We start from the raw sequence: 19,134 nt of genomic DNA on the forward strand, positions 1-19,134 counted from the left end.
TGGTTCCCCCGCCCCTTGCCACACCCCCGGGACGGGGGGGGGGGGGGCAGGAAAAAAAAGGACCCCCCCGGGGGGGGGGGGCGGGCCAACCCCCCCCCCCCCCACGGACGGCGCACCCCGCACCGGTCTCTCCCCCGGCTACCTCCGCCACGCGGCGGGCAAGCTGGGCGGCGCACTCGTCTCCCTCTTCGCCGTCCTCGTCACCAGCTTCTTCCTGTTCCGGATCATCCCCGGCGACCCGGTCAAGGCGATGACGCACGGCGTGCCCACCTCCGCCGAACAACTCGCCACACTGCGGCGCCAGTTCGGACTCGACCTGCCGCTCTGGCAGCAGTTCACCGACTACTGCGCGAAGGCGCTGAGCGGCGACCTCGGCACCTCGTTCCAGTTCCGCGCCCCGGTCGGCGACCTCATCGCGGAGAAACTGCCCGCGACGCTGCTGCTCACCGGCGTCGCCGTGGTGATCTACTCGGCGCTCGGCCTCTGGCTCGGCACCCGCTCGGCCTGGCGCCACGGCGGGCTCGGTGACAAGCTCAACACCGGGATCGCGCTGACGCTGTGGTCGGTGCCCTCCTTCTGGCTCGGGCTGCTGCTCATCATCGTGTTCTCCGTCGGCATCGGCCCGGTCCCGGGGCTCTTCCCGACCGGCGGCATGGAGTCGGGCACGGGCGAGACCGGCTTCGCGTACGTCCTCGACGTCGCCCACCACCTCGTCCTGCCGGTCGTCACGCTGGTGGCCGTCGGATACGCGCAGACCCTGCTCGTGATGCGCTCCTCGCTCCTCGACGAGATGGGCGGCGACTACCTGACGACGGCGCGGGCGAAGGGCCTGCGCGACGACGACGTGCGGCGCCGGCACGCCGTGCCGAACGCGCTCCTGCCGACCGTGACCATGATCTTCATCAATCTGGGCCATGTGGCGGCCGGGTCGATCCTGGTGGAGACGGTGTTCTCCTGGCCGGGGCTCGGCGGACTGTTCTACCAGGCCCTGAGCGTGCCCGACCTGCCGCTCGTGCAGGGCCTCTTCGTCGTCTTCGCCGGGGCGATGATCCTGATGAACCTGATCGCCGACCTGCTGTATCCGCTGCTCGACCCCAGGGTGGGCCGATGACCTCGACCGAGCCGGCGCTGCCGTCGGCCTCCTCGCTGCGGTGGGAACGCCGCCGCAGCTCGGTGTCCCGCTTCTGGAAGGCGTACCGCACCCACCGCGCCGGGCTCTACGGCCTCGCCGGGCTCGCCCTCATCGCGCTGCTCGCACTCACCGCCCCGTGGACCGTCGGTGCCGACGTGCAGTCCGTGACGCAGGCCCCGGGCACCGCCCTGGAGTCGCCGAGCGCCGAATTCCCGCTGGGCACCGACCAGTTCGGCCGCTCGCTGCTCGGTCTGCTGATCTGGGGAGCGCGGATCTCGCTGCTCGTCGGACTGCTGGCGGCAGCGCTCTCGGTCGCCATCGGCACCCTCGTGGGAATCATCGCCGGGCACTACGGCGGCTGGTTCTCGACCGTCGTCATGCGGATCACCGACTGGTTCCTGGTGATGCCGACCCTGGTCCTCGCGATCGTGCTCGCCACCGTCATGTCCCGGTCGATGTGGACGGTCGTCATCGCCATCGGAGTGACCTCCTGGCCGACCACGGCCCGCCTGGTGCGGGCCCAGACGATCGCCGTCGAGTCCCGCCCGTACATCGAACGGGCGACCGCGCTCGGCGGCGGCCACGGGCACGTCATGAGCAGGCACGTGCTGCCGAACGTCATGCCGCTGGTGCTCGCGCAGACCACGCTCGGCATCTCGACCGCCATCCTCACCGAGGCGACGCTCGCCTTCCTCGGGCTCGGCGACCCGACGGTCGTCTCCTGGGGCGGCATGCTCCAGGACGCCCGCGAGGCCGGCGCGGTCTCCTCCGGGCACTGGTGGTACCTGGCCCCGCCCGGCATCGCCATCGCCCTGGTCGCGCTGGCGTTCACCCTGTGCGGCCGGGCCGTCGAGTCCGTGCTCAACCCGAAGCTGGGGGTGAGCCGATGAGTACGCGGAGCCTCCTGGAGGTACGGGGCCTCAGGGTGACGTACGGATCGGGCGCGGCCGCCGTGCCCGCCGTGCGCGGGGTCGACCTGACCCTGGAACCGGGCCGCAAACTGGGTGTCGCGGGCGAGTCCGGCTGCGGCAAGTCCACACTCGCCCTCGCGCTGCTGCGCCTGCTTCCGGCGTCGGCGCGGATCGAGGGGCGGATCCTGCTCGACGGCGACGACGTCCTCACCATGAAGTGGGGCCGGCTCCGGGCCGTGCGGTGGGCGGGGGCGTCGATCGTCTTCCAGGGCGCGATGCACTCGCTCAACGCCGTGCACCGGATCGGGGACCAGATCGCCGAACCGCTGCTCGTCCACGGCCGGGCGACCCCGGCGGCGGCCCGCAGAAAGGCCGGCGAACTACTCGAACACGTCGGTCTGCCCGCCGCGCGCGCGGCCGCCTACCCGCACGAACTGTCCGGCGGACAGCGGCAGCGCGTGATGATCGCGATGGCGCTGGCCTGCGATCCGCAGCTGATCGTCGCGGACGAGCCGACGACCGCGCTCGACGTGATGATCCAGGCGCAGATCCTGCGGCTGATCGAGCGACTCGTCGCCGAGCAGTCCATCAGCCTCCTGATGATCAGCCACGACCTCGCGGTCCTCGCCGACACCTGTGACCGGCTGGCCGTGATGTACGCGGGCCGGGTCGTCGAGGAGGGTCCGGCCCGGGCGGTGTACGAGGCCGCCCGGCACCCCTACGGCCGGGCACTGTCCTCGGCGTTCCCGCGCGTCGGGGACCTCGCGTCCCGGCGTGCGCCGCGCGGACTGCCGGGCGACCCGCCGGACCCGGCGGACCTGCCGGGCGGCTGCACCTTCCGTCCGCGCTGCCCGGTGGCGGTGGACGCGTGCGGAGAGATCGATCTGGAACTACGGGAGGCGGGCGCGGATCACCGGGCCGCCTGCGTCCATGTGGGGAGCGCGTCATGAGCACCGAGACGGCCGTGCGTACGGAGACGACGGCGGCGTCACTGCTGTCGGCGCGCGGACTGCACGTCACCTTCCACGGGCGGCGCGGCGCGCCGCCCGCACGGGCGGTCGACGGGGTGGACCTGGACATCGGCGCGGGCGAGATCGTGGCCCTCGTCGGGGAGTCGGGCTGCGGCAAGACGACGCTGGCCCGCTCGCTCCTCGGCCTGGTCCGGCCCACGGCGGGGACGGTCTCCTTCGACGGGAAGCCGCTCGCGTACGGCGCCGGGGCCCTCAAGGCGTACCGGAAGCGGGCCCAGCTGGTCCTCCAGGACCCGAGCGGCTCGCTGAACCCCCGGCACACGGTGTACGACGCGGTGGCGGAGGGACTGCGGATCCACGGGTACACGGGTGACGAGCGGGAGGCCGTCGCCGGAGCCCTCGCGCGGGCCGGGCTCCGCCCGCCGGAGCGCTTCTTCCTGCGCTACCCGCACGAACTGTCCGGTGGTCAGCGGCAGCGCGTCGTCATCGCGGGCGCGCTGGTCCTGGAGCCCGAACTCATCGTCGCCGACGAGCCGGTGGCGTCACTTGACGCCTCCGTACGGGGCGAGATCCTGGCGCTGCTGCTGCGCCTGCGGGACGAACTCGGCCTCTCCGCCCTGGTGGTGACGCACGACCTGGGTCTCGCCTGGAACATCGCGGACCGGGTGGCGGTGATGTACCTGGGCCGGGTCGTGGAGACCGGCACGGTGGAGTCCGTCCTGACCCGGCCCCGGCATCCTTACACCCGGGCGCTGCTGTCGGTGCTTCCGGAATCGGAGGGCGCTCCGGTGGTGCTGACCGGCGAGCCCCCGGACCCGTCCCGCATCCCGTCCGGCTGCCGCTTCCACGCCCGCTGCCAGATCCTCGCCTCGGGCGAGGCGGCGGCGGTCGCGGACCGCTGCCGCGGCGAGAGCCTGCCGGTCCTGGGCGGCGGCGGGGAGCAGGAGGTGGCCTGCCACTGGGTGGCGCGGGGCTAGGGGGTGTCGTCGAACTCCCCTCGTCGCCCGGCAGGCGGGAGGGCGACGGCAGGCCCTAGCCGGCCTGGGGGTTCTCCAGGTCGTACGCCTCCGTCAGCTCCCGGCAGCGCTTCACGTCGCCGGCCATCGCCTCGAGCAGGTCGTCCAGGGTGTCGAACCTGAGCATCCCTCGGACGTACGCGAGGAAGTCCACGGCCACGTGCAGTCCGTACAGGTCGAGGCCCACACGGTCGATCGCGTAGGCCTCCACCGTCCGCTCCGTACCGTCGAACTGCGGGTTCGTGCCGACGGAGATGGCCGCCGGCATCCGCTCCCCGTCGGCCGTCAGCCAGCCGGCGTAGACGCCGTCGGCCGGGATCGCGGTGTGCGGGAGGGTCTCGACGTTGGCCGTCGGGAAGCCGAGTTCGCGGCCGCGCTGCGCGCCGCGGACCACGATGCCCTCGACGCGGTGCGGACGGCCGAGGATCTCACCGGCGCCGGTCATGTCGCCCTCGGCGACGAGCCGGCGGGTGAGGGTGGAGGAGAACGGGTCGCCGCCGCCCGCGGTGCCGCTGACGTACAGGTCGATGACCTCGACCTCGTAGTCGTAGGTGGCGCCGAGCTCGGACAGGAAGGCGACGTTGCCGGCGGCCCGGTGTCCGAAACGGAAGTTGGGGCCCTCGATGACGGCCTTCGCGTGCAGCTTGTCGACGAGCACCTTGACGATGAAGTCGGCCGGTGACAGCTGGGAGAACTCGGCGGTGAACGGCAGCACGAGCACCGCGTCCACGCCGAGGCCGGCCATCAGCTCGGCACGCCGGTGGTGCGGGGCGAGCAGCGGCGGGTGGCTGCCGGGCCGCACGACCTCGGAGGGGTGCGGGTCGAACGTGACCACCACGGAGGGGACGCCGAGTTCCCGGGCGCGCTCGACGGCCCGCCCGATGATCAGCTGGTGCCCGCGGTGCACACCGTCGTAGGAGCCGATGGTGACGACGCTGCGCCCCCAGTCCTGGGGGATGTCCTCCAAGCCACGCCAGCGCTGCACTGTGACCGCTCCTCGTCCGCCTGTTCGCCGATTACGCAGGTCTAAGACTGCCATGCCCGAGGCCGTCGGTTCGCATCGGCATGGAAGTGCCGTGGCTCCGCAGCGCCCGGAGGGTCTCCGGACCGAGCAGCGGCGCCCATGCCGCGGGGTCGCCGACCGTCCAGCGGGCGAGCTGTGTGGCGAACGCGGGCCGCGCGCGGACGAGTCCCGCGAGGAACGGGTCGAGCTGCCTCGCGCCTTCGGGCGTACGGGCCCACAGGGCGCCGACCTGGTGGGTGAGCGCCCGGTTGCGCGGCTCGCTGCGCCGCTCGGCGCCCTCCGCCGCGGCCTCCAGGAGGACGGCCAGAACGGTGAACTCCCCGGTCTCGGCCTCGTAGCGCTCGTGCTCCAGGAGTACGTCGAGGAGTTCGGCGCGCAGATGCCGGGAGGCGCCGGTGCCGGGCGCGGCGAGGACGGGGGCGAGGGCGCCGCGGACCCGCGCGGGACGGCCCCGGATCAGGCCGGAGACCAGCGGGAAGAGTACGGCCCGGGCGGCCGGGCCGTACTCGAAGCGCCGGTCGACGAAGTCGGCCACGTGCCCGGCGCCCTCCGGGTGGCGGGCGACGTACCCGCGGACGAGGGACGCCACCCGGCGGGCGAGCGCGGGCGTGTCGACGTCGGCGAGGGCCCGCAGGGCGGCGGCGGGCACCTCGCCGGTGCCGTCCAGCCGGGCCCCGAAGGCGGCGAGGACCGGTCCGGGGTCGGCCGCGAGGGCCTCGACGAGGGCGCTCGCGGGCACCCGGGGCTCGGCGAGGGCGCGGGGCAGGTGGCGGTCCCGGGTGTGCGGGTCGCGGATCAGCAGGCCCAGGGCGGCGCCGTGGAGGCTCTGGTCGCCGGGTCGGGCGAGGAGGGCGAGGGCGGCGAAGCGGAGGAGTTCCCGGTCGGTGGGGCTGGTGGCGTGACCGGCGACGAGATGCCCGTACGTGGCGGCCGCCACCCTCCGTTCAGGGCGCCCGTCGTCGTGGGCCCAGCGGTCGACGGCCCGGCAGACGGCGGAGGGCTCGTCCTCGGCGAGGGCGGCGAGGAGGCCGTCGGCAAGCGGGTGGGCGGTGGCGACGAGCGCCTCGCAGAGATCGTCGACGGCGAGCGCCCGATGGGTGTGCAGAAGGGCCTGGGCGGCGGTGGCGACGGTCGCGCCCGGGACGGCGGGGAGGGCGCGGTCGTCGACGAACCAGCGGCAGAGCAGCGGCTGGACGCCCCGGGGGTCGGCGGCGAGCATCCCTGCGACGGCGGCGAGGGCCCGGCCGCCGCCGGGGCCGCCGCCCGGGTCCTCTCCCAGGTCCTCGCCCTGGCCCTCGCCCCGGTCCTCGCCCAGGTCGCCGCCGCGGTCCTCGCCGGCGGGCGGGGCGGCTGGGGGCGGGTCGGCGGGGACGAGCCGCCGCAGCAGGTCGATCCGCTCGTCCTCCCCGAGCGGCAGCCCCAGCCAGAACTCCGGCCCGAACGCGGCGAACACCGCGTGCCGCCCGCCACGGGCGCCGATCCGGCCGGCGCCGGCGTCGTGCGCCTCGGCCCCGCCCCCGATCCGGTCGGCGAGCAGCCGCAGGACGGGGAGGTACGGCCGGAGGTCCGGCAGCCTCCGCACGCTCTCGCCGAACAGCCGGGCGGCCCACCAGGGCCCGTCCCCGGAGGCTCCGTCCGCCTCGTCGGCGTACCGCCCGAGGGCCTCGGCGAGCACGGCGAGCCGTGGGGCGAGGCCGGCCGGACCTCGCTCCCGGTGGAGCAGCAGGAGGGCCTGGAGGACGGGGCCGATGCGATGGCGCGGGACGGGCGGGGGCGCTTCGTCGGGGGTCCGCTGCCGGGGGACGGCGGGCGGCGCGAGGGGGTCGGCGAGGGCGGCGGGAACGGCCGCGGCCCCGGGGCCGGCAAGGGAGCCGAGCCCCGGGGAGAGCAGTGCCTCCAGGGCGCCGTCCAGGTCCAGGTGGGCCGCCTGCACCCAGTCCGCGAGTTCCTCGTGGGCGAAGCGGTAGCCGGAGCCGGCCGGGACGAGGAGGCCTTCGGTGAGGACCGCCGAGGCCCAGCCGGCCCGCCAGGGGAAGAGCTCCTCGAAGGAGGGCCGGTCGAGGACGCCGTGCCCCGGGCCGAGGCAGCGGCGGGCCGCCTCGTGGACCTGGCCGGTGACGCGGGCGGCCAGGCGGCGTACGGCGCTCCCCGGGGGCAGGGGCCGGGAGCCCGCGGCGATCCGGACGGCGATCCGCAGGCACATCAGGTCGAGGTACGCGGTGAAGATCTCCTCGCGTCCCGGCCGCCCGGGGACGTCGCCCGGCAGCGCGGCCCGCACCTCGGCGAGCAGCCGCAGGGCCAGCGGGTGGCGGGCGTCGGCCTCGGCGAGGTCCGTCTCGCCGAGCCCGTACCCCTCGCGTACGGCCTGGGCCTCGGCCGCGGAGTACGGCCCGAGGACGAGGGCGGCCTGCGGTCCGCCGGGTGCTCCGCCGCGGGGGCCCGGCGCCGGCCGGTGCAACGCGCCCGGCCGGTAGAGGGCGCCCGCGCGTTCCCAGTGCTCGGGGCGGCAGGCGGTGACGAGGCGGACGCGGTGGGCGCGGAGCCAGTCCTCGGTGGCGGTCGTCCAGTCGGCGAGCCGGTGGGCCAGGTGCGGCGGCATCTCCTCGGGGCCGTCGAGGACGACGAGGAGCGGGCGGCCCGCCTCGTGGGCGAGGGCGGCGGCCCGTTCGGGGGTGGCGGTGGTGGTGTCGCCGAGGGCCCCGGAGGCGGCGGCGATCCGGCCGGCCTGCTGGAGCGCGCGGCCGACGGCCTCGGCGAGCGAGCGGTCCCCGGCGCGCAGGTCGGCCCCGCGCAGCCGGACGGTGGGGGCGGGTGCGACGCCCCGGGCGCGGCGGGCGCAGAGGGAGGCCAGGGCGGTGGTGCGGCCGGTGCCGGGGGCTCCGACGAGGGCGAGGACCGGCGCCTCGCCCGCCGCGAAGCGGGCGAACCCGCGGACGCACTCGGGGCGTTCGACGGGCTCGGGCCAGGGGTCGGGGTCCCGCACGGGTCCGGTGGAGGTGGCGGTGAGTTCCAGGATTCCGGCGAGGTTGAGGTCGGGGCCGTAGGCGGGGACGGTGGCCGCGTTGCGCCGGAGGAGGGCGGCGAAGGGGCCTTCGGGGCGCAGTCGCACCGCGTATCCGGCGGCGGGACGGTCGCCGTGCAGGGCGGTGCCGAGGACGGCGAGGACGGTGCCGGTGGTGGTGTCGAGGACGGGGCCGCCGGCGGCCTGGCCGCCGAGGCGGAGGGCCTCTGCGCCTTCGGTGCCGATGGCGAGTTCGAGGGCGTCGGCGAGCACGTGGAAGCGGTCGGTGGCGGTGTACGTGACGGCGGTGGGGCCGAGCACGCGCGCCTCGCGCCAGCCGTGGGCGGCGATCCGCACGTATGTGCCGGGTTCGATCTCGGTTCGGGTCGCGAGCGGCAGCGGCCGTACGCCGAGGCCTTCGGTCCGTACGAGCGCGAGGCCGTTCTCCGGCAGCGGGGTGACGGCCTCTGCCTCGGCGAGCCAGGTCCGGTCGCCGGGAGCGTGCAGGACGACACGGCTGAGCCCGTCGACGGCTTCGTGACTGGTGACGACCGTTCCGTGGTGGTCGGCGAGGAATCCGGTACCGCGAGGCCGGCCCGCCAGATCGCAGATCCGCACCAGCGTCGCCAGGTCCCCGCGTCCCATGGGGTCGACGGTAGGTCGCCGGTGATCACACGGAGGACCACGAGAGGGGAACGCGCCCCCTGGCACTCCCCCCTTCACTCCGAGCGCCTCCCTGATCGGGTGATTCTTCGGCGTTTCGCCGGACAGGATCTCGCGGGGGAAACAGGGGGGGGAGACACGTGAGGGCGGGCACGCGCGCGTGCCCGCCCTCACTGTGAGCCGACGATGAGCTCCGAACCGCTCGGATCAGCCGAAGACGGCGAGGCTCTTGGCCTTGCCCCGCTGGTCCTCCACGAGCGCCAGCAGCGTCCCCCCGGGCCCGTAGACCGCGACGGGACCCGCCGGGTACTCGGGCATCTCCAGGCGGACCCCGTTGAGCAGCAGCTTGGCCCGCTTCTCGTCGACGTCCCACCGGGGGAACGCCGCCGAGGCCGCGTCGGCGACCGGCATGACCGTGAGCTCCTGCTGGAGCTGGTCGAGCGTCTTCGCGGCGTCCAGCTTGTACGGGCCGACCCGGGTGCGGCGCAGCGCGGTCAGGTGCCCGCCCACGCCGAGTCCGGCGCCGAGGTCCCGCGCGAGCGCCCGGATGTACGTACCGGACGAACAGACCACGGAGACGACCAGGTCGACGACGGGGGTGCCGTCCTCGGCGGTCGCCTCACGGACGTCGTACACCTGGAAGGAGGAGACGGTGACCGGGCGGGCCGGGATCTCGAACTCCTCGCCACCACGCACGCGCGCGTACGACCGCTTGCCGTCGATCTTGATCGCGGAGACCTTCGACGGCACCTGCATGATGGCGCCGGTCAGCTCGGCGACACCCGCGTCGATGCCCTCTCGGGTCACCTTGGACGCGTCGACGGACGCCGTGATCTCGCCCTCGGCGTCGTCGGTGATCGTCGTCTGGCCCAGGCGGATGGTGCCCAGGTACTCCTTCTCGGTCAGCGCGAGGTGACCGAGGAGCTTCGTCGCCCGCTCCACGCCGAGGACGAGGACGCCGGTGGCCATGGGGTCGAGCGTGCCGGCGTGGCCGACCCTGCGGGTCTTCGCGATCCCGCGCATCTTGGCCACGACGTCGTGCGAGGTGAAGCCCGACGGCTTGTCGACGATGACAAGGCCGTCGGGCACCTTTGCTGCGTTGCTCATTCGGCGGCTTCGTCCTCGCCCGGCTTCTTGTAGGGGTCGGCGTCGCCCGCGAAGTGGGCGCCCGAGGACGCCTCCCGCACCTGGGCGTCCGAGGCCCGCGCCTTGTCGAGGAGGTCCTCGATCGTCTTCGCGTTCTCCGGGAGGGCGTCCGCCACGAAGGCCAGGGTCGGGGTGAACTTGGTCCCCGCCGCGCGGCCCACGGCCGAACGGAGGATGCCCTTGGCGCTCTCCAGTCCGGCTGCGGCGCTCGCCCGCTCCTCGTCGTCGCCGTAGACCGTGTAGAAGACCGTGGCCTCCCGCAGGTCGCCGGTGACACGGGTGTCCGTGATGGTCACGTGCGTGCCCAGGCGGGGGTCCTTGATGCCGCGCTGCAGCTTCTCGGCGACCACCTCCCGGATGAGGTCTGCCAGCTTCTTCGCCCGCGCGTTGTCGGCCACTGGTCCTTCTCCTTCTTTGCCTTGCTCAACATCAGTCTTCATCAGTGTGGAGCCTGCGGCGCACCGACAGCAGCTCCACCTCGGGGCGGGCGGCGACGAGCCGCTCGCACCGGTCCAGTACGTCGCTGAGGTGTCCCGGGTCCCCCGACACCATCGCGACGCCGATCTCGGCCCGTCGATGGAGGTTCTGGCCGCTGACCTCCGCCACGCTCACCGCGAATTTCCGCTGGAGCTCGGCGACGATCGGCTTGACGACGGAGCGTTTCTCCTTCAACGAACGAACGTCGCCGAGGAGCAGATCGAAGGACAGTGTCCCCACATACATGTATGTCCGGATATCCCGCCGGTTCGGGTTCGGTGTGCCCGCCGACCACTCGGCGGGGACATCCGAAACCGTACACGCAACGGCCGGGGCCGATCGACGGAATAGTTTCCGCCGACCGGCCCCGGCTCACTGCTGCGATCGGACGCGATCAGGCGCGCGGCTTCTCGCGCATCTCGTACGTCGCGATGACGTCGTCGATCTTGATGTCGTTGAAGTTTCCGAGGTTGATACCACCCTCGAAGCCTTCGCGGATCTCGGTGACGTCGTCCTTGAAGCGGCGCAGACCGTGGATCGTGAGGTCCTCGGCGATGACCTTGCCGTCGCGGACGAGGCGCGCCTTGGTGTTGCGCTTGACCTCGCCGGAGCGGATGAGGACACCGGCGATGTTGCCCAGCTTGGACGAGCGGAAGACCTCGCGGATCTCCGCCGTGCCGAGCTCGACCTCTTCGTACTCCGGCTTGAGGAGGCCCTTGAGCGCCGCCTCGATCTCCTCGATCGCCTGGTAGATGACCGAGTAGTACCGGACGTCGACGCCCTCGCGCTCCGCCATCTGCGCGGCACGGCCGGCCGCACGGACGTTGTAGCCGATGACGATGGCGTCGGAGCCCATGGCCAGGTCGATGTCCGACTCGGTGACCGCACCCACACCGCGGTGCAGGACACGGATGTCGACCTCTTCGCCGACGTCGAGCTGGAGCAGCGAGGCCTCGAGAGCCTCGACCGCACCGGACGCGTCGCCCTTGATGATGAGGTTGAGTTCCTGGACGAGACCGGCCTTGAGCACCTTGTCGAGGTCCTCGAGGGACACCCGGCGGACGCGCTTGGCGAAGGCGGCGTTGCGCTCACGCGCCGCGCGCTTCTCGGCGATCTGACGGGCCGTACGGTCCTCGTCGACAACCAGGAGGTTGTCGCCGGCACCCGGGACGTTGGTGAGACCCAGGACCAGGACGGGAGTCGACGGGGTCGCCTCCTCGACGTTGTTGCCCTTGTCGTCGAGCATCGCCCGGACGCGGCCGTACGCGTCGCCGACCACCACGGTGTCGCCGATGCGCAGCGTTCCGCGCTGGACCAGGACGGTCGAGACGGCACCGCGACCGCGGTCGAGGTGGGACTCGATCGCAATACCCTGCGCGTCCTGGTTCGGGTTGGCCCGCAGGTCGAGCGAGGCGTCGGCGGTGAGGACGACGGCCTCCAGCAGGGAGTCGATGTGCAGACCCTGCTTGGCGGAGATGTCGACGAACATCGTGTCGCCGCCGTACTCCTCGGCCACCAGACCGAACTCGGTCAGCTGACCGCGGACCTTGGTCGGGTCCGCACCCTCGACGTCGATCTTGTTGACCGCGACGACGATCGGGACGCCGGCGGCCTTGGCGTGGTTGAGCGCCTCGATCGTCTGCGGCATGACGCCGTCGTTGGCCGCGACCACGAGGATCGCGATGTCGGTCGACTTCGCACCACGGGCACGCATGGCGGTGAACGCCTCGTGACCCGGGGTGTCGATGAAGGTGATGCGACGCTCTTCGCCGTTGACCTCGGTACCCACCTGGTAGGCACCGATGTGCTGGGTGATGCCACCGGCCTCGCCCGCGACGACGTTCGTCTTGCGGATCGCGTCGAGAAGTCGGGTCTTACCGTGGTCGACGTGACCCATGACGGTGACGACCGGCGGACGGGAGACCAGAGCCTCTTCGCCGCCCTCGTCCTCGCCGAACTCGATGTCGAAGGACTCGAGGAGCTCGCGGTCCTCTTCCTCCGGCGAGACGATCTGAACGGTGTAGTTCATCTCCTCGCCGAGCATCGTCAGCGTGTCGTCGGAGACGGACTGCGTGGCCGTGACCATCTCACCGAGGTTCATCATCACCGCGACGAGCGACGCCGGGTTGGCGCCGATCTTCTCGGCGAAGTCGGTGAGGGAGGCACCGCGCGACAGGCGAATGGTCTCGCCGTGGCCGCGAGGCAGCATCACGCCGCCCACGGACGGGGCCTGCATGGCCTCGTACTCCTGGCGCCTCTGACGCTTCGACTTGCGACCGCGACGCGCGGGACCGCCGGGGCGACCGAAGGCGCCCTGCGTGCCACCACGGCCACCGGGACCACCGGGACGGCCACCGAAGCCACCGGGACGACCGCCGAAGCCGCCGCCACCGCCGCCGGGACCACCCGGACGACCGCCGCCGCCACCGGGACCACCGGGACGACCGGCGAAGCCGCCGCCGCCACCGCCGGGACCGGCCGGACGACCGGCGAAGCCGGGACGACCGCCGCCGCCACCGCCGGGACCACCCGGACGGCCGCCGGGGCCGCCGGGACCACGGCCACCGCCGCCAGGACCGGGACGCGGGCCGGCAGCGGGACGCTGCGGCATCATGCCCGGGTTGGGACGGTTACCGCCGGGCGCGCCGCCCGGACGGGGAGCCTGCGGACGAGGCATGCCACCGGGGGTCGGACGAGCGCCGCCCTGACCCTGCGGACGCGGAGCGCCGCCGGGGCCACCCTGCGGACGCGGGGCGCCCGGAGCGGCACCGGCGCCGCCGGGACGGGGAGCGCCGCCACCGGGACGGGGCGTCTGCGGACGCGCCATGCCGGTGGAGCCACCCGAGGTGAAGGGGTTGTTGCCCGGACGCGGACCGGCCGGACGGGCACCGCCCGGACGCGGAGCGCCCTGACCCTGCGGACGCGGGGCACCCTGGCCCTGCGGACGCGGCGCGCCCTGACCCGGACGGGCCGGACGCTCGGGGCGGTCGCCGGTGGGACGGGCTCCCTGCCCGGCGCCACCGGGGCGCTGGCCGGCGGCGGGAGCCGACGGCGGAGCGGTGAACTCGGGGGCGGCCGGAGCCGGCGTGACCGGCTTGGGCGCGGGCTTCGGGCCCGGGCGGGGGCCCGAGGCGGCCGGAGCCGGGGAGGGGGTGCTGCTCGCGGCGGGCGCGGCCGGAGTGACCGGGGCCGGCGCCGCAGGCGCGGCGGGGGCCGGCTTGGGGGCCGGGGCGCCGGGCTTGGGGGCAGCGGGACGAGCCGCGGCGGCCGGAGACGGCGCCGCGGGGGAGGGCGCCGCCTTGCGGGGCGCGCCGGGCTTGGCAGCGGTCTTGCCGGCGTTGCCGCCGGGACCCTGCAAAGCGTCAGTCAACTTGCGCACGACCGGCGCCTCGATCGTCGAGGACGCCGAACGGACGAATTCACCGAGTTCTTGGAGCTTGGCCATGACGACCTTGCTCTCCACACCGAACTCCTTGGCGAGTTCGTATACCCGGACCTTAGCCACTTTGCTCCTTTGTGAGGTCCGGGTTACCGCCGGACCGTCGCTACTTCATGGGCGTACTCATCGCGTACTCATCGAGTGCTCATCGCAATCTCGACCTACTTCCAACTCGCGAGGTACCTGACCGCACGGTGTTCCGTGCCGTACTTCTTGTTCACTGCGGTGCCGGCTGTTCGACGTGATGACGCAGTTCCGCTGTTTCGAGCGGACCCTGGACCTTGAAGGCCCTCGGGAACGCCCGGCGGCGGACCGCCAGATCGAGACAAGCCACGGCGGGATGCAGGTACGCACCCCGGCCGGGCAGCGTACCGCGATGATCAGGAACGCACTCGTCCTTGTTCACCACGATCCGCAGCAGATCGCTCTTGGCCGCTCGCACCCGGCATCCCACACAGGTTCGCTCAGGGCACGCGCGGGCATGCGTCCGGCCAGACACGATTAAGTCTACCTCCCCGTACCGACCTCACCTGTTTGGGGCAAGAATCGAACAGTTGTTGGCCAAAAACGGTCTCAGTCCTCCGGACCGCTCGGCTCGGTGTCCGGACGGATGTCGATCCGCCAGCCGGTGAGACGCGCGGCGAGGCGGGCGTTCTGGCCCTCCTTGCCGATCGCCAGCGACAGCTGGTAGTCCGGCACCGTCACGCGGGCGGAACGGGCCGCCATGTCGACGACCTCGACCCTGGACACCCGCGCCGGGGAGAGCGCGTTCGCCACCATCTCGGCCGGGTCGTCCGACCAGTCGACGATGTCGATCTTCTCGCCGAGCAGCTCCGCCATCACGTTGCGGACGCGGCTGCCCATGGGGCCGATGCAGGCGCCCTTGGGGTTCAGGCCCGAACGGGTGGAACGGACGGCGATCTTGGTGCGGTGACCGGCCTCACGGGCGATGGCCGCGATCTCGACCGAGCCGTCGGCGATCTCCGGCACCTCGAGGGCGAAGAGCTTCTTCACCAGATTGGGGTGGGTGCGCGAAAGAGTGACGGACGGACCGCGCACACCCTTCGCCACCCGGACGACGTACGTCCGCAGCCGCAGACCGTGCGTGTAGTCCTCGCCCGGCACCTGCTCCTGCACCGGAAGAATGGCTTCCAGCTTGTCGTCCAGGCGGACCAGGACGTTCTTCGGGTCCTTGCCCTGCTGCACGACACCGGCGACGACGTCGCCCTCACGGCGGGCGTACTCGCCGAACGTCACGTCGTTCTCGGCGTCCCGCAGACGCTGCTGGATCACCTGGCGGGCGGTGCTCGCCGCGATCCGGCCGAAGTCCGACGGGGTGTCGTCGAAGTCCTTGGGCTCCTGGCCCTCCTCCAGATCGGAGGGGTCTTCCTTCGCCCACACCGTCACGTGACCGGTGAGCCGGTCCAGCTCCACACGCGCGTGGCGGCGGGCGTCGGGGGTGCGGTGGTAGGCGATGAGGAGGGCCGACTCGATCGCCTCGACCAGCAGGTCGAAGGAGATCTCCTTCTCATGCGCCAAGCCCTTGAGCAGCTTCACGTCGATGTCCACGGCTACGCCTCCTCTTCCTTCTTGTCCTTGCGGTTGAACTCGAGCTCGACACGCGCCTTGACGATGTCGGCGAACGCGACCCGGCGGGCGGTGGGCTTGCGCCCCTTCACGCCCGGCACTTCGAGGTCGAGGCCGTCCTCGTCCACGGCCAGGATCCGCGCGACCAGTTCCTCGGCGGCGCCGTCGGTGGTCAGCTGGAGCTTGGCGAGGCGGCCGACGGCCCGCACGTAGTGGCGGTGCTCGGTCAGCGGGCGGTCGGCGCCGGGGGAGCTGACTTCGAGGACGTACTCGCCCTCGCCCATCACGTCGGTCTCGTCGAGCTTCTCGGAGATCGCGCGGCTCAGCTCGGCACAGGCGTCCAGTTCCACGCCCTCGTCCGAATCGACGACGATCCTCACCAGTCCACGGCGGCCGGCCCGGGACACCTCGATCTCTTCCAGATCCAGGTCCTTCGCGTGGACCAGCGGCTCCACGAGTCCGCGCAGCCTGTCGCTCTGGGTGGTGCTCATCCGGGTGACTCCTCGGCCGCGTGTGCTGTTGTGGGTTCGTCGCGTCTTCCTCGCGTGTCAGACCAAAGGGTATCCGGTCCGGGAGGGTGTTGCCGTCCACCGCCCCGGGGCCCGCGGGTACGCTCGCCTGCGGTGATCCCGACGATCTTCGACGACGTACCACAGCTGAGGGAGAGAGCGTGACGACGACGGGCAGGCGCGCACTCCTGACGGCGGCGGTCTCGGCCGTCGCCGCGGCGGCGCTCCCGGGCTGCACCGCCTCCGTGGACCCCGGTCCCCGGAAGCCGGATGCGGCCGAGGTCGAGGCCGAACGGGTGGCACGCGCCGAGGCCGCGCTGCGGCTGCGCTCCGTGACCGCCTCCAGGACCCTGCTGGAACGTCACGACGCGGTGCTCGGCGCCCACCCGGCCCTCGCACCCCTGCTGACCCCGCTGCGACGCTCCGTGGCGGCGCACGCCGAGGCGCTCGGCGAGGGCGGTACGACGGTGCGACCGGCGACGGCCCCGCCGACCGCCTCCGCCTCCCCTTCCGCCGGTGCCTCCGCCTCCGCGCGGCCCACCGCGCCCCCCGTGCCCGTCGCGGCCGACCCCCGGTCGGCGCTGAAGGAGCTCGCGGCGGCCGAGCGCACGGCCTCCGACGCCCACACCGCCGCCCTCGTCACCGCCCCGCCCGAGTACGCCCGGCTGCTGGCCTCCGTGGCCGCCGCCGGAGCCGTCCACGCCTACCTGCTGACCGAAGGAGCCCGGGCATGAGCGCCCTCGACGCGACCCAGGCCGCACTGGCCGCCGAACACGCGGCGGTGTACGGGTACGGGGTCGTCGGCGGCCGCATCGGTACGGAACGGCGGGCCGAGGCCACCTCCGCGTACGAGGCCCACCGGGCGCGCCGGGACGCGCTGCGCCGGAGCGTGCGCGACCTCGGTGGTACGCCGGTGGTGGCGGAGGCCGCGTACGAGCTGCCCTTCCGGGTCGCGGACCCGGCCGGCGCCGTACGCCTCGCGGCCGTCCTGGAGGACCGGGTGGCGGGGGTCTACTCCGACCTCGTCCGGGCGACCGAGGGCCCGCGGCGCAGCGAGGCGGCCGCCGCGCTGCGGGAGGCGGCCGTACGCGCGGTGCGCTGGCGCGGCAGCGACGTAACCTTTCCTGGGCTCGCCGAGCGGGTGTGAGCCCCGCCCCGACCGAAGGAACAACGTACGCATGGGTTTCGAACCGCCGCAGCGACTGATCAGGACGCTCGGTGAGACGTACGGGGACGCCGCGGCGGCCGAGTGGCTCGGGAAGCTGCCCGAGTTCGCCGCCCAGGTGCTCGACCACGCCTCCCTGGACAGCGAACGGGTGATGGCACCCGGCGGACGCAGCAGCCTGGTCGTGCTCGTCCGGCGGTCCGACGGCTCCCCCGCCGCGCTCAAGATCGCACCCGCGTTCGCCCGGCCCGACCTGGAGCGGGACGCGCTCGCGCACTGGAACGGCTGGGGCGCGGTCCAGCTCCTCGACGAGACCGCGGAGGGCGCGCTCGTCCTCGAACGGCTGCACCCCGAGGTCTCGCTGCGCTCGCTCCCGGAGGCGAAGGCGCTCCTGGAGGCGGCCGGGACCGTACGCAAGCTGTGGGTCGAGCCGGCGGCGGAGCACGGCTTCGAGACGGTGGCCGAGCGGACCGCCCGGCAGGCGGCGGCGATGGTCCCGCATCTGACCGGGGCGGCGACCGCCGAGCTGACGACGGCGGCGCTCGCGGCGCGCGAGGAGCTGGTGGCCGCCTCCTCCGAGACGATGCTGCTGCACGGGAACTTCCGGCAGGGCAAGGTGCTCGGCGGTGACCGGGCGCCCTGGCTGGCCGTGGGCCCCGAGCCGCTGGTCGGCGAGCGGGCGTACGACCTCGCCCGGCTCGTACGGGACCGGGTCGAGGATCTGGTGGCCGCGTCCTCGGGCGCCTCGGCGGCCCGGCGGCGGGTCAACAAGCTGGCCGACTCCCTGGATCTCGACCGGGAGCGGCTGCGCGGCTGGACGCTGTTCCGCGCGGTCGAGTCGGGCACGCGGGCGCTGACGGCGGGGCGGCGGCAGGACGCCGAGCTGCTTCTGGAGTTCGCGAGCTGGCTGTAGGGGAATACCCTTTCTGTACCGTTCGGCTCAATCCAGGGGGCCGTGATGATCGAAGAGCTGCTGGTGGCGGCTGCCGGGGCGGCTGCGGCGATGGCCGTCTACGCCGGTGCGGCCGCGCGGGTCGTGAAGCAGTACGAGCGAGGAGTCGTCTTCCGCTTCGGCCGGCTGCGCGACGACGTGCGCGTGCCCGGGTTCACGATGATCATTCCGGGGGTGGACCGCCTCCACAAGGTGAACATGCAGATCGTCACGATGCCCGTGCCCGCGCAGGAGGGCATCACGCGGGACAACGTGACGGTGCGGGTCGACGCGGTCGTCTACTTCAAGGTCGTCGACGCGGCGGAGGCGCTGATCCGGGTCGAGGACTACAAGTTCGCGGTCTCGCAGATGGCGCAGACGTCCCTGCGGTCGATCATCGGCAAGAGCGATCTCGACGACCTGCTGTCGAACCGGGAGAAGCTCAACCAGGGCCTGGAACTGATGCTGGACTCCCCCGCGATCGGCTGGGGCGTGCAGATCGACCGGGTCGAGATCAAGGACGTCTCGCTGCCGGAGACGATGAAGCGCTCGATGGCCCGGCAGGCGGAGGCGGACCGGGAGCGCCGGGCGCGGGTGATCAACGCGGACGCGGAGCTCCAGGCCTCGAAGAAGCTGGCGGAGGCGGCGGCGGTCATGTCCGACCAGCCTGCCGCGCTGCAGCTGCGGCTGCTGCAGACGGTGGTGGCGGTGGCGGCGGAGAAGAACTCGACGCTGGTGCTGCCGTTCCCGGTGGAGCTGCTGCGGTTCCTGGAACGGTCGACGATGGGGCAGGCGGCGGCCGGGAGCGAGGCGCCCGCCGTGGTGTCGGACGCGTCGGCAGCGCCCGCCCCGTCGACGGCACCGTCCCCCTCCACGGCACCGTCCTCGTCGCCACCCTCGGCTCCGTCGACGCCCTCGGCTCCGTCGACGCCCTCGGCTCCGTCGACGCCCTCGGCTCCGTCGACGCCCTCGGCTCCGTCGACGCCCTCGGCTCCGTCGACGCCGCCGGTCAGTGACGCGTATCTGAAGGGCGCGGCCCATGCGGCGGAACGGGTGGAGCCGGTCGGCGACCTGACGGGGGCGTCGGTGGATCCGGCACCACCGGAGGAGGGCGCCTGAGCCTCCCCCGACGCGCGGGAGGGGCGGGGGCCCCGGGCCCCCG

17 protein-coding genes are annotated in these 19,134 nt (G+C 73.4%); 8 read left to right on the forward strand and 9 right to left on the reverse strand.

The window, feature by feature from the left end; all coding sequences use genetic code 11:
• Positions 1-163: 163 nt before the first annotated feature.
• The 4 genes from ACZ4XX_RS16000 to ACZ4XX_RS16015 are packed head-to-tail and all read left to right on the forward strand — an operon-like array spanning position 164 to position 3,991.
• A complete protein-coding gene (locus ACZ4XX_RS16000; RefSeq protein ID WP_202491700.1) occupies positions 164-1,111 on the forward strand; it encodes an ABC transporter permease in 948 nt (315 codons plus the stop codon).
• Positions 1,108-2,022 carry an ABC transporter permease gene (locus ACZ4XX_RS16005; RefSeq protein ID WP_468508532.1) on the forward strand — a complete coding sequence of 305 codons (915 nt, stop codon included), beginning with the start codon at positions 1,108-1,110 and terminating at the stop codon, positions 2,020-2,022. The genes ACZ4XX_RS16000 and ACZ4XX_RS16005 overlap by 4 nt, the downstream gene beginning before the upstream one ends.
• On the forward strand, positions 2,019-2,993 hold the full coding sequence (locus ACZ4XX_RS16010; RefSeq protein WP_468508533.1) for an ABC transporter ATP-binding protein: 975 nt from the start codon (positions 2,019-2,021) through the stop codon (positions 2,991-2,993). Before ACZ4XX_RS16005 ends, ACZ4XX_RS16010 begins: the two co-directional genes overlap by 4 nt.
• Positions 2,990-3,991 (forward strand): ABC transporter ATP-binding protein, encoded by a 1,002-nt coding sequence (locus ACZ4XX_RS16015; RefSeq protein WP_468508534.1) that lies wholly within the window; start codon positions 2,990-2,992, stop codon positions 3,989-3,991. The genes ACZ4XX_RS16010 and ACZ4XX_RS16015 overlap by 4 nt, the downstream gene beginning before the upstream one ends.
• A gap of 55 nt (positions 3,992-4,046) precedes the next feature.
• Here the strand turns inward: ACZ4XX_RS16015 and ACZ4XX_RS16020 are convergent, their stop codons facing one another.
• The 9 genes from ACZ4XX_RS16020 to rimP all read right to left on the reverse strand — a co-directional run bounded on the left by ACZ4XX_RS16020 (position 4,047) and on the right by rimP (position 15,858).
• Positions 4,047-5,015: a bifunctional riboflavin kinase/FAD synthetase gene (locus ACZ4XX_RS16020; protein ID WP_468508535.1), complete on the reverse strand. Its 969-nt coding sequence runs from the start codon at positions 5,013-5,015 to the stop codon at positions 4,047-4,049.
• A 31-nt stretch (positions 5,016-5,046) separates the two neighbouring features.
• A complete protein-coding gene (locus ACZ4XX_RS16025) occupies positions 5,047-8,700 on the reverse strand; it encodes a trypsin-like peptidase domain-containing protein (RefSeq protein ID WP_468508536.1) in 3,654 nt (1,217 codons plus the stop codon).
• Between the two features lie 225 nt (positions 8,701-8,925).
• A complete protein-coding gene (truB, locus tag ACZ4XX_RS16030) occupies positions 8,926-9,825 on the reverse strand; it encodes a tRNA pseudouridine(55) synthase TruB (protein ID WP_468508537.1) in 900 nt (299 codons plus the stop codon).
• Positions 9,822-10,262: a 30S ribosome-binding factor RbfA gene (rbfA, locus tag ACZ4XX_RS16035; RefSeq protein ID WP_030322427.1), complete on the reverse strand. Its 441-nt coding sequence runs from the start codon at positions 10,260-10,262 to the stop codon at positions 9,822-9,824. The genes truB and rbfA overlap by 4 nt, the downstream gene beginning before the upstream one ends.
• Positions 10,263-10,293: 31 nt before the next feature.
• Complete coding sequence (locus ACZ4XX_RS16040; protein WP_030322425.1) at positions 10,294-10,587, reverse strand: DUF503 domain-containing protein; 294 nt, start codon at positions 10,585-10,587, stop codon at positions 10,294-10,296.
• Positions 10,588-10,735: 148 nt separating this feature from the next.
• The gene (gene infB, locus ACZ4XX_RS16045) at positions 10,736-13,846 is read right to left on the reverse strand and encodes a translation initiation factor IF-2 (RefSeq protein ID WP_468508538.1); all 3,111 of its coding nucleotides are present in this window, start codon (positions 13,844-13,846) and stop codon (positions 10,736-10,738) included.
• A 151-nt stretch (positions 13,847-13,997) separates the two neighbouring features.
• A complete protein-coding gene (locus ACZ4XX_RS16050; RefSeq protein WP_468508539.1) occupies positions 13,998-14,279 on the reverse strand; it encodes a YlxR family protein in 282 nt (93 codons plus the stop codon).
• 74 nt (positions 14,280-14,353) lie between these two features.
• A complete protein-coding gene (gene nusA / locus ACZ4XX_RS16055) occupies positions 14,354-15,349 on the reverse strand; it encodes a transcription termination factor NusA (RefSeq protein WP_073913073.1) in 996 nt (331 codons plus the stop codon).
• Between the two features lie 2 nt (positions 15,350-15,351).
• Positions 15,352-15,858 carry a ribosome maturation factor RimP gene (gene rimP / locus ACZ4XX_RS16060; RefSeq protein ID WP_468508540.1) on the reverse strand — a complete coding sequence of 169 codons (507 nt, stop codon included), beginning with the start codon at positions 15,856-15,858 and terminating at the stop codon, positions 15,352-15,354.
• A 179-nt stretch (positions 15,859-16,037) separates the two neighbouring features.
• On the opposite strand from rimP, the gene ACZ4XX_RS16065 reads away from it, so the two are divergent.
• The 4 genes from ACZ4XX_RS16065 to ACZ4XX_RS16080 are packed head-to-tail and all read left to right on the forward strand — an operon-like array spanning position 16,038 to position 19,091.
• Positions 16,038-16,610 carry a hypothetical protein gene (locus ACZ4XX_RS16065; RefSeq protein WP_468508541.1) on the forward strand — a complete coding sequence of 191 codons (573 nt, stop codon included), beginning with the start codon at positions 16,038-16,040 and terminating at the stop codon, positions 16,608-16,610.
• Complete coding sequence (locus ACZ4XX_RS16070; protein WP_468508542.1) at positions 16,607-17,023, forward strand: ferritin-like domain-containing protein; 417 nt, start codon at positions 16,607-16,609, stop codon at positions 17,021-17,023. The genes ACZ4XX_RS16065 and ACZ4XX_RS16070 overlap by 4 nt, the downstream gene beginning before the upstream one ends.
• A 31-nt stretch (positions 17,024-17,054) precedes the next feature.
• A complete protein-coding gene (locus tag ACZ4XX_RS16075; RefSeq protein ID WP_468508543.1) occupies positions 17,055-17,954 on the forward strand; it encodes an aminoglycoside phosphotransferase family protein in 900 nt (299 codons plus the stop codon).
• Positions 17,955-17,999: 45 nt separating this feature from the next.
• A complete protein-coding gene (locus ACZ4XX_RS16080) occupies positions 18,000-19,091 on the forward strand; it encodes a slipin family protein (RefSeq protein WP_468508544.1) in 1,092 nt (363 codons plus the stop codon).
• Positions 19,092-19,134: the final 43 nt, after the last annotated feature.

The organism is Streptomyces sp. NPDC029956 (assembly GCF_055574655.1).

Excerpts from the sequence above, each read along its gene's own strand:
- ACZ4XX_RS16005 (WP_468508532.1), top strand. The coding sequence starts at position 1,108 with ATGACCTCGACCGAGCCGGCGCTGCCGTCGGCCTCCTCGCTGCGGTGG.
- ACZ4XX_RS16010 (WP_468508533.1), top strand. The coding sequence starts at position 2,019 with ATGAGTACGCGGAGCCTCCTGGAGGTACGGGGCCTCAGGGTGACGTAC.
- ACZ4XX_RS16015 (WP_468508534.1), top strand. The coding sequence starts at position 2,990 with ATGAGCACCGAGACGGCCGTGCGTACGGAGACGACGGCGGCGTCACTG.
- ACZ4XX_RS16025 (WP_468508536.1), bottom strand. The coding sequence starts at position 8,700 with ATGGGACGCGGGGACCTGGCGACGCTGGTGCGGATCTGCGATCTGGCG.
- truB (WP_468508537.1), bottom strand. The coding sequence starts at position 9,825 with ATGAGCAACGCAGCAAAGGTGCCCGACGGCCTTGTCATCGTCGACAAG.
- ACZ4XX_RS16040 (WP_030322425.1), bottom strand. The coding sequence starts at position 10,587 with ATGTATGTGGGGACACTGTCCTTCGATCTGCTCCTCGGCGACGTTCGT.
- rimP (WP_468508540.1), bottom strand. The coding sequence starts at position 15,858 with ATGAGCACCACCCAGAGCGACAGGCTGCGCGGACTCGTGGAGCCGCTG.
- ACZ4XX_RS16070 (WP_468508542.1), top strand. The coding sequence starts at position 16,607 with ATGAGCGCCCTCGACGCGACCCAGGCCGCACTGGCCGCCGAACACGCG.
- ACZ4XX_RS16075 (WP_468508543.1), top strand. The coding sequence starts at position 17,055 with ATGGGTTTCGAACCGCCGCAGCGACTGATCAGGACGCTCGGTGAGACG.
- ACZ4XX_RS16080 (WP_468508544.1), top strand. The coding sequence starts at position 18,000 with ATGATCGAAGAGCTGCTGGTGGCGGCTGCCGGGGCGGCTGCGGCGATG.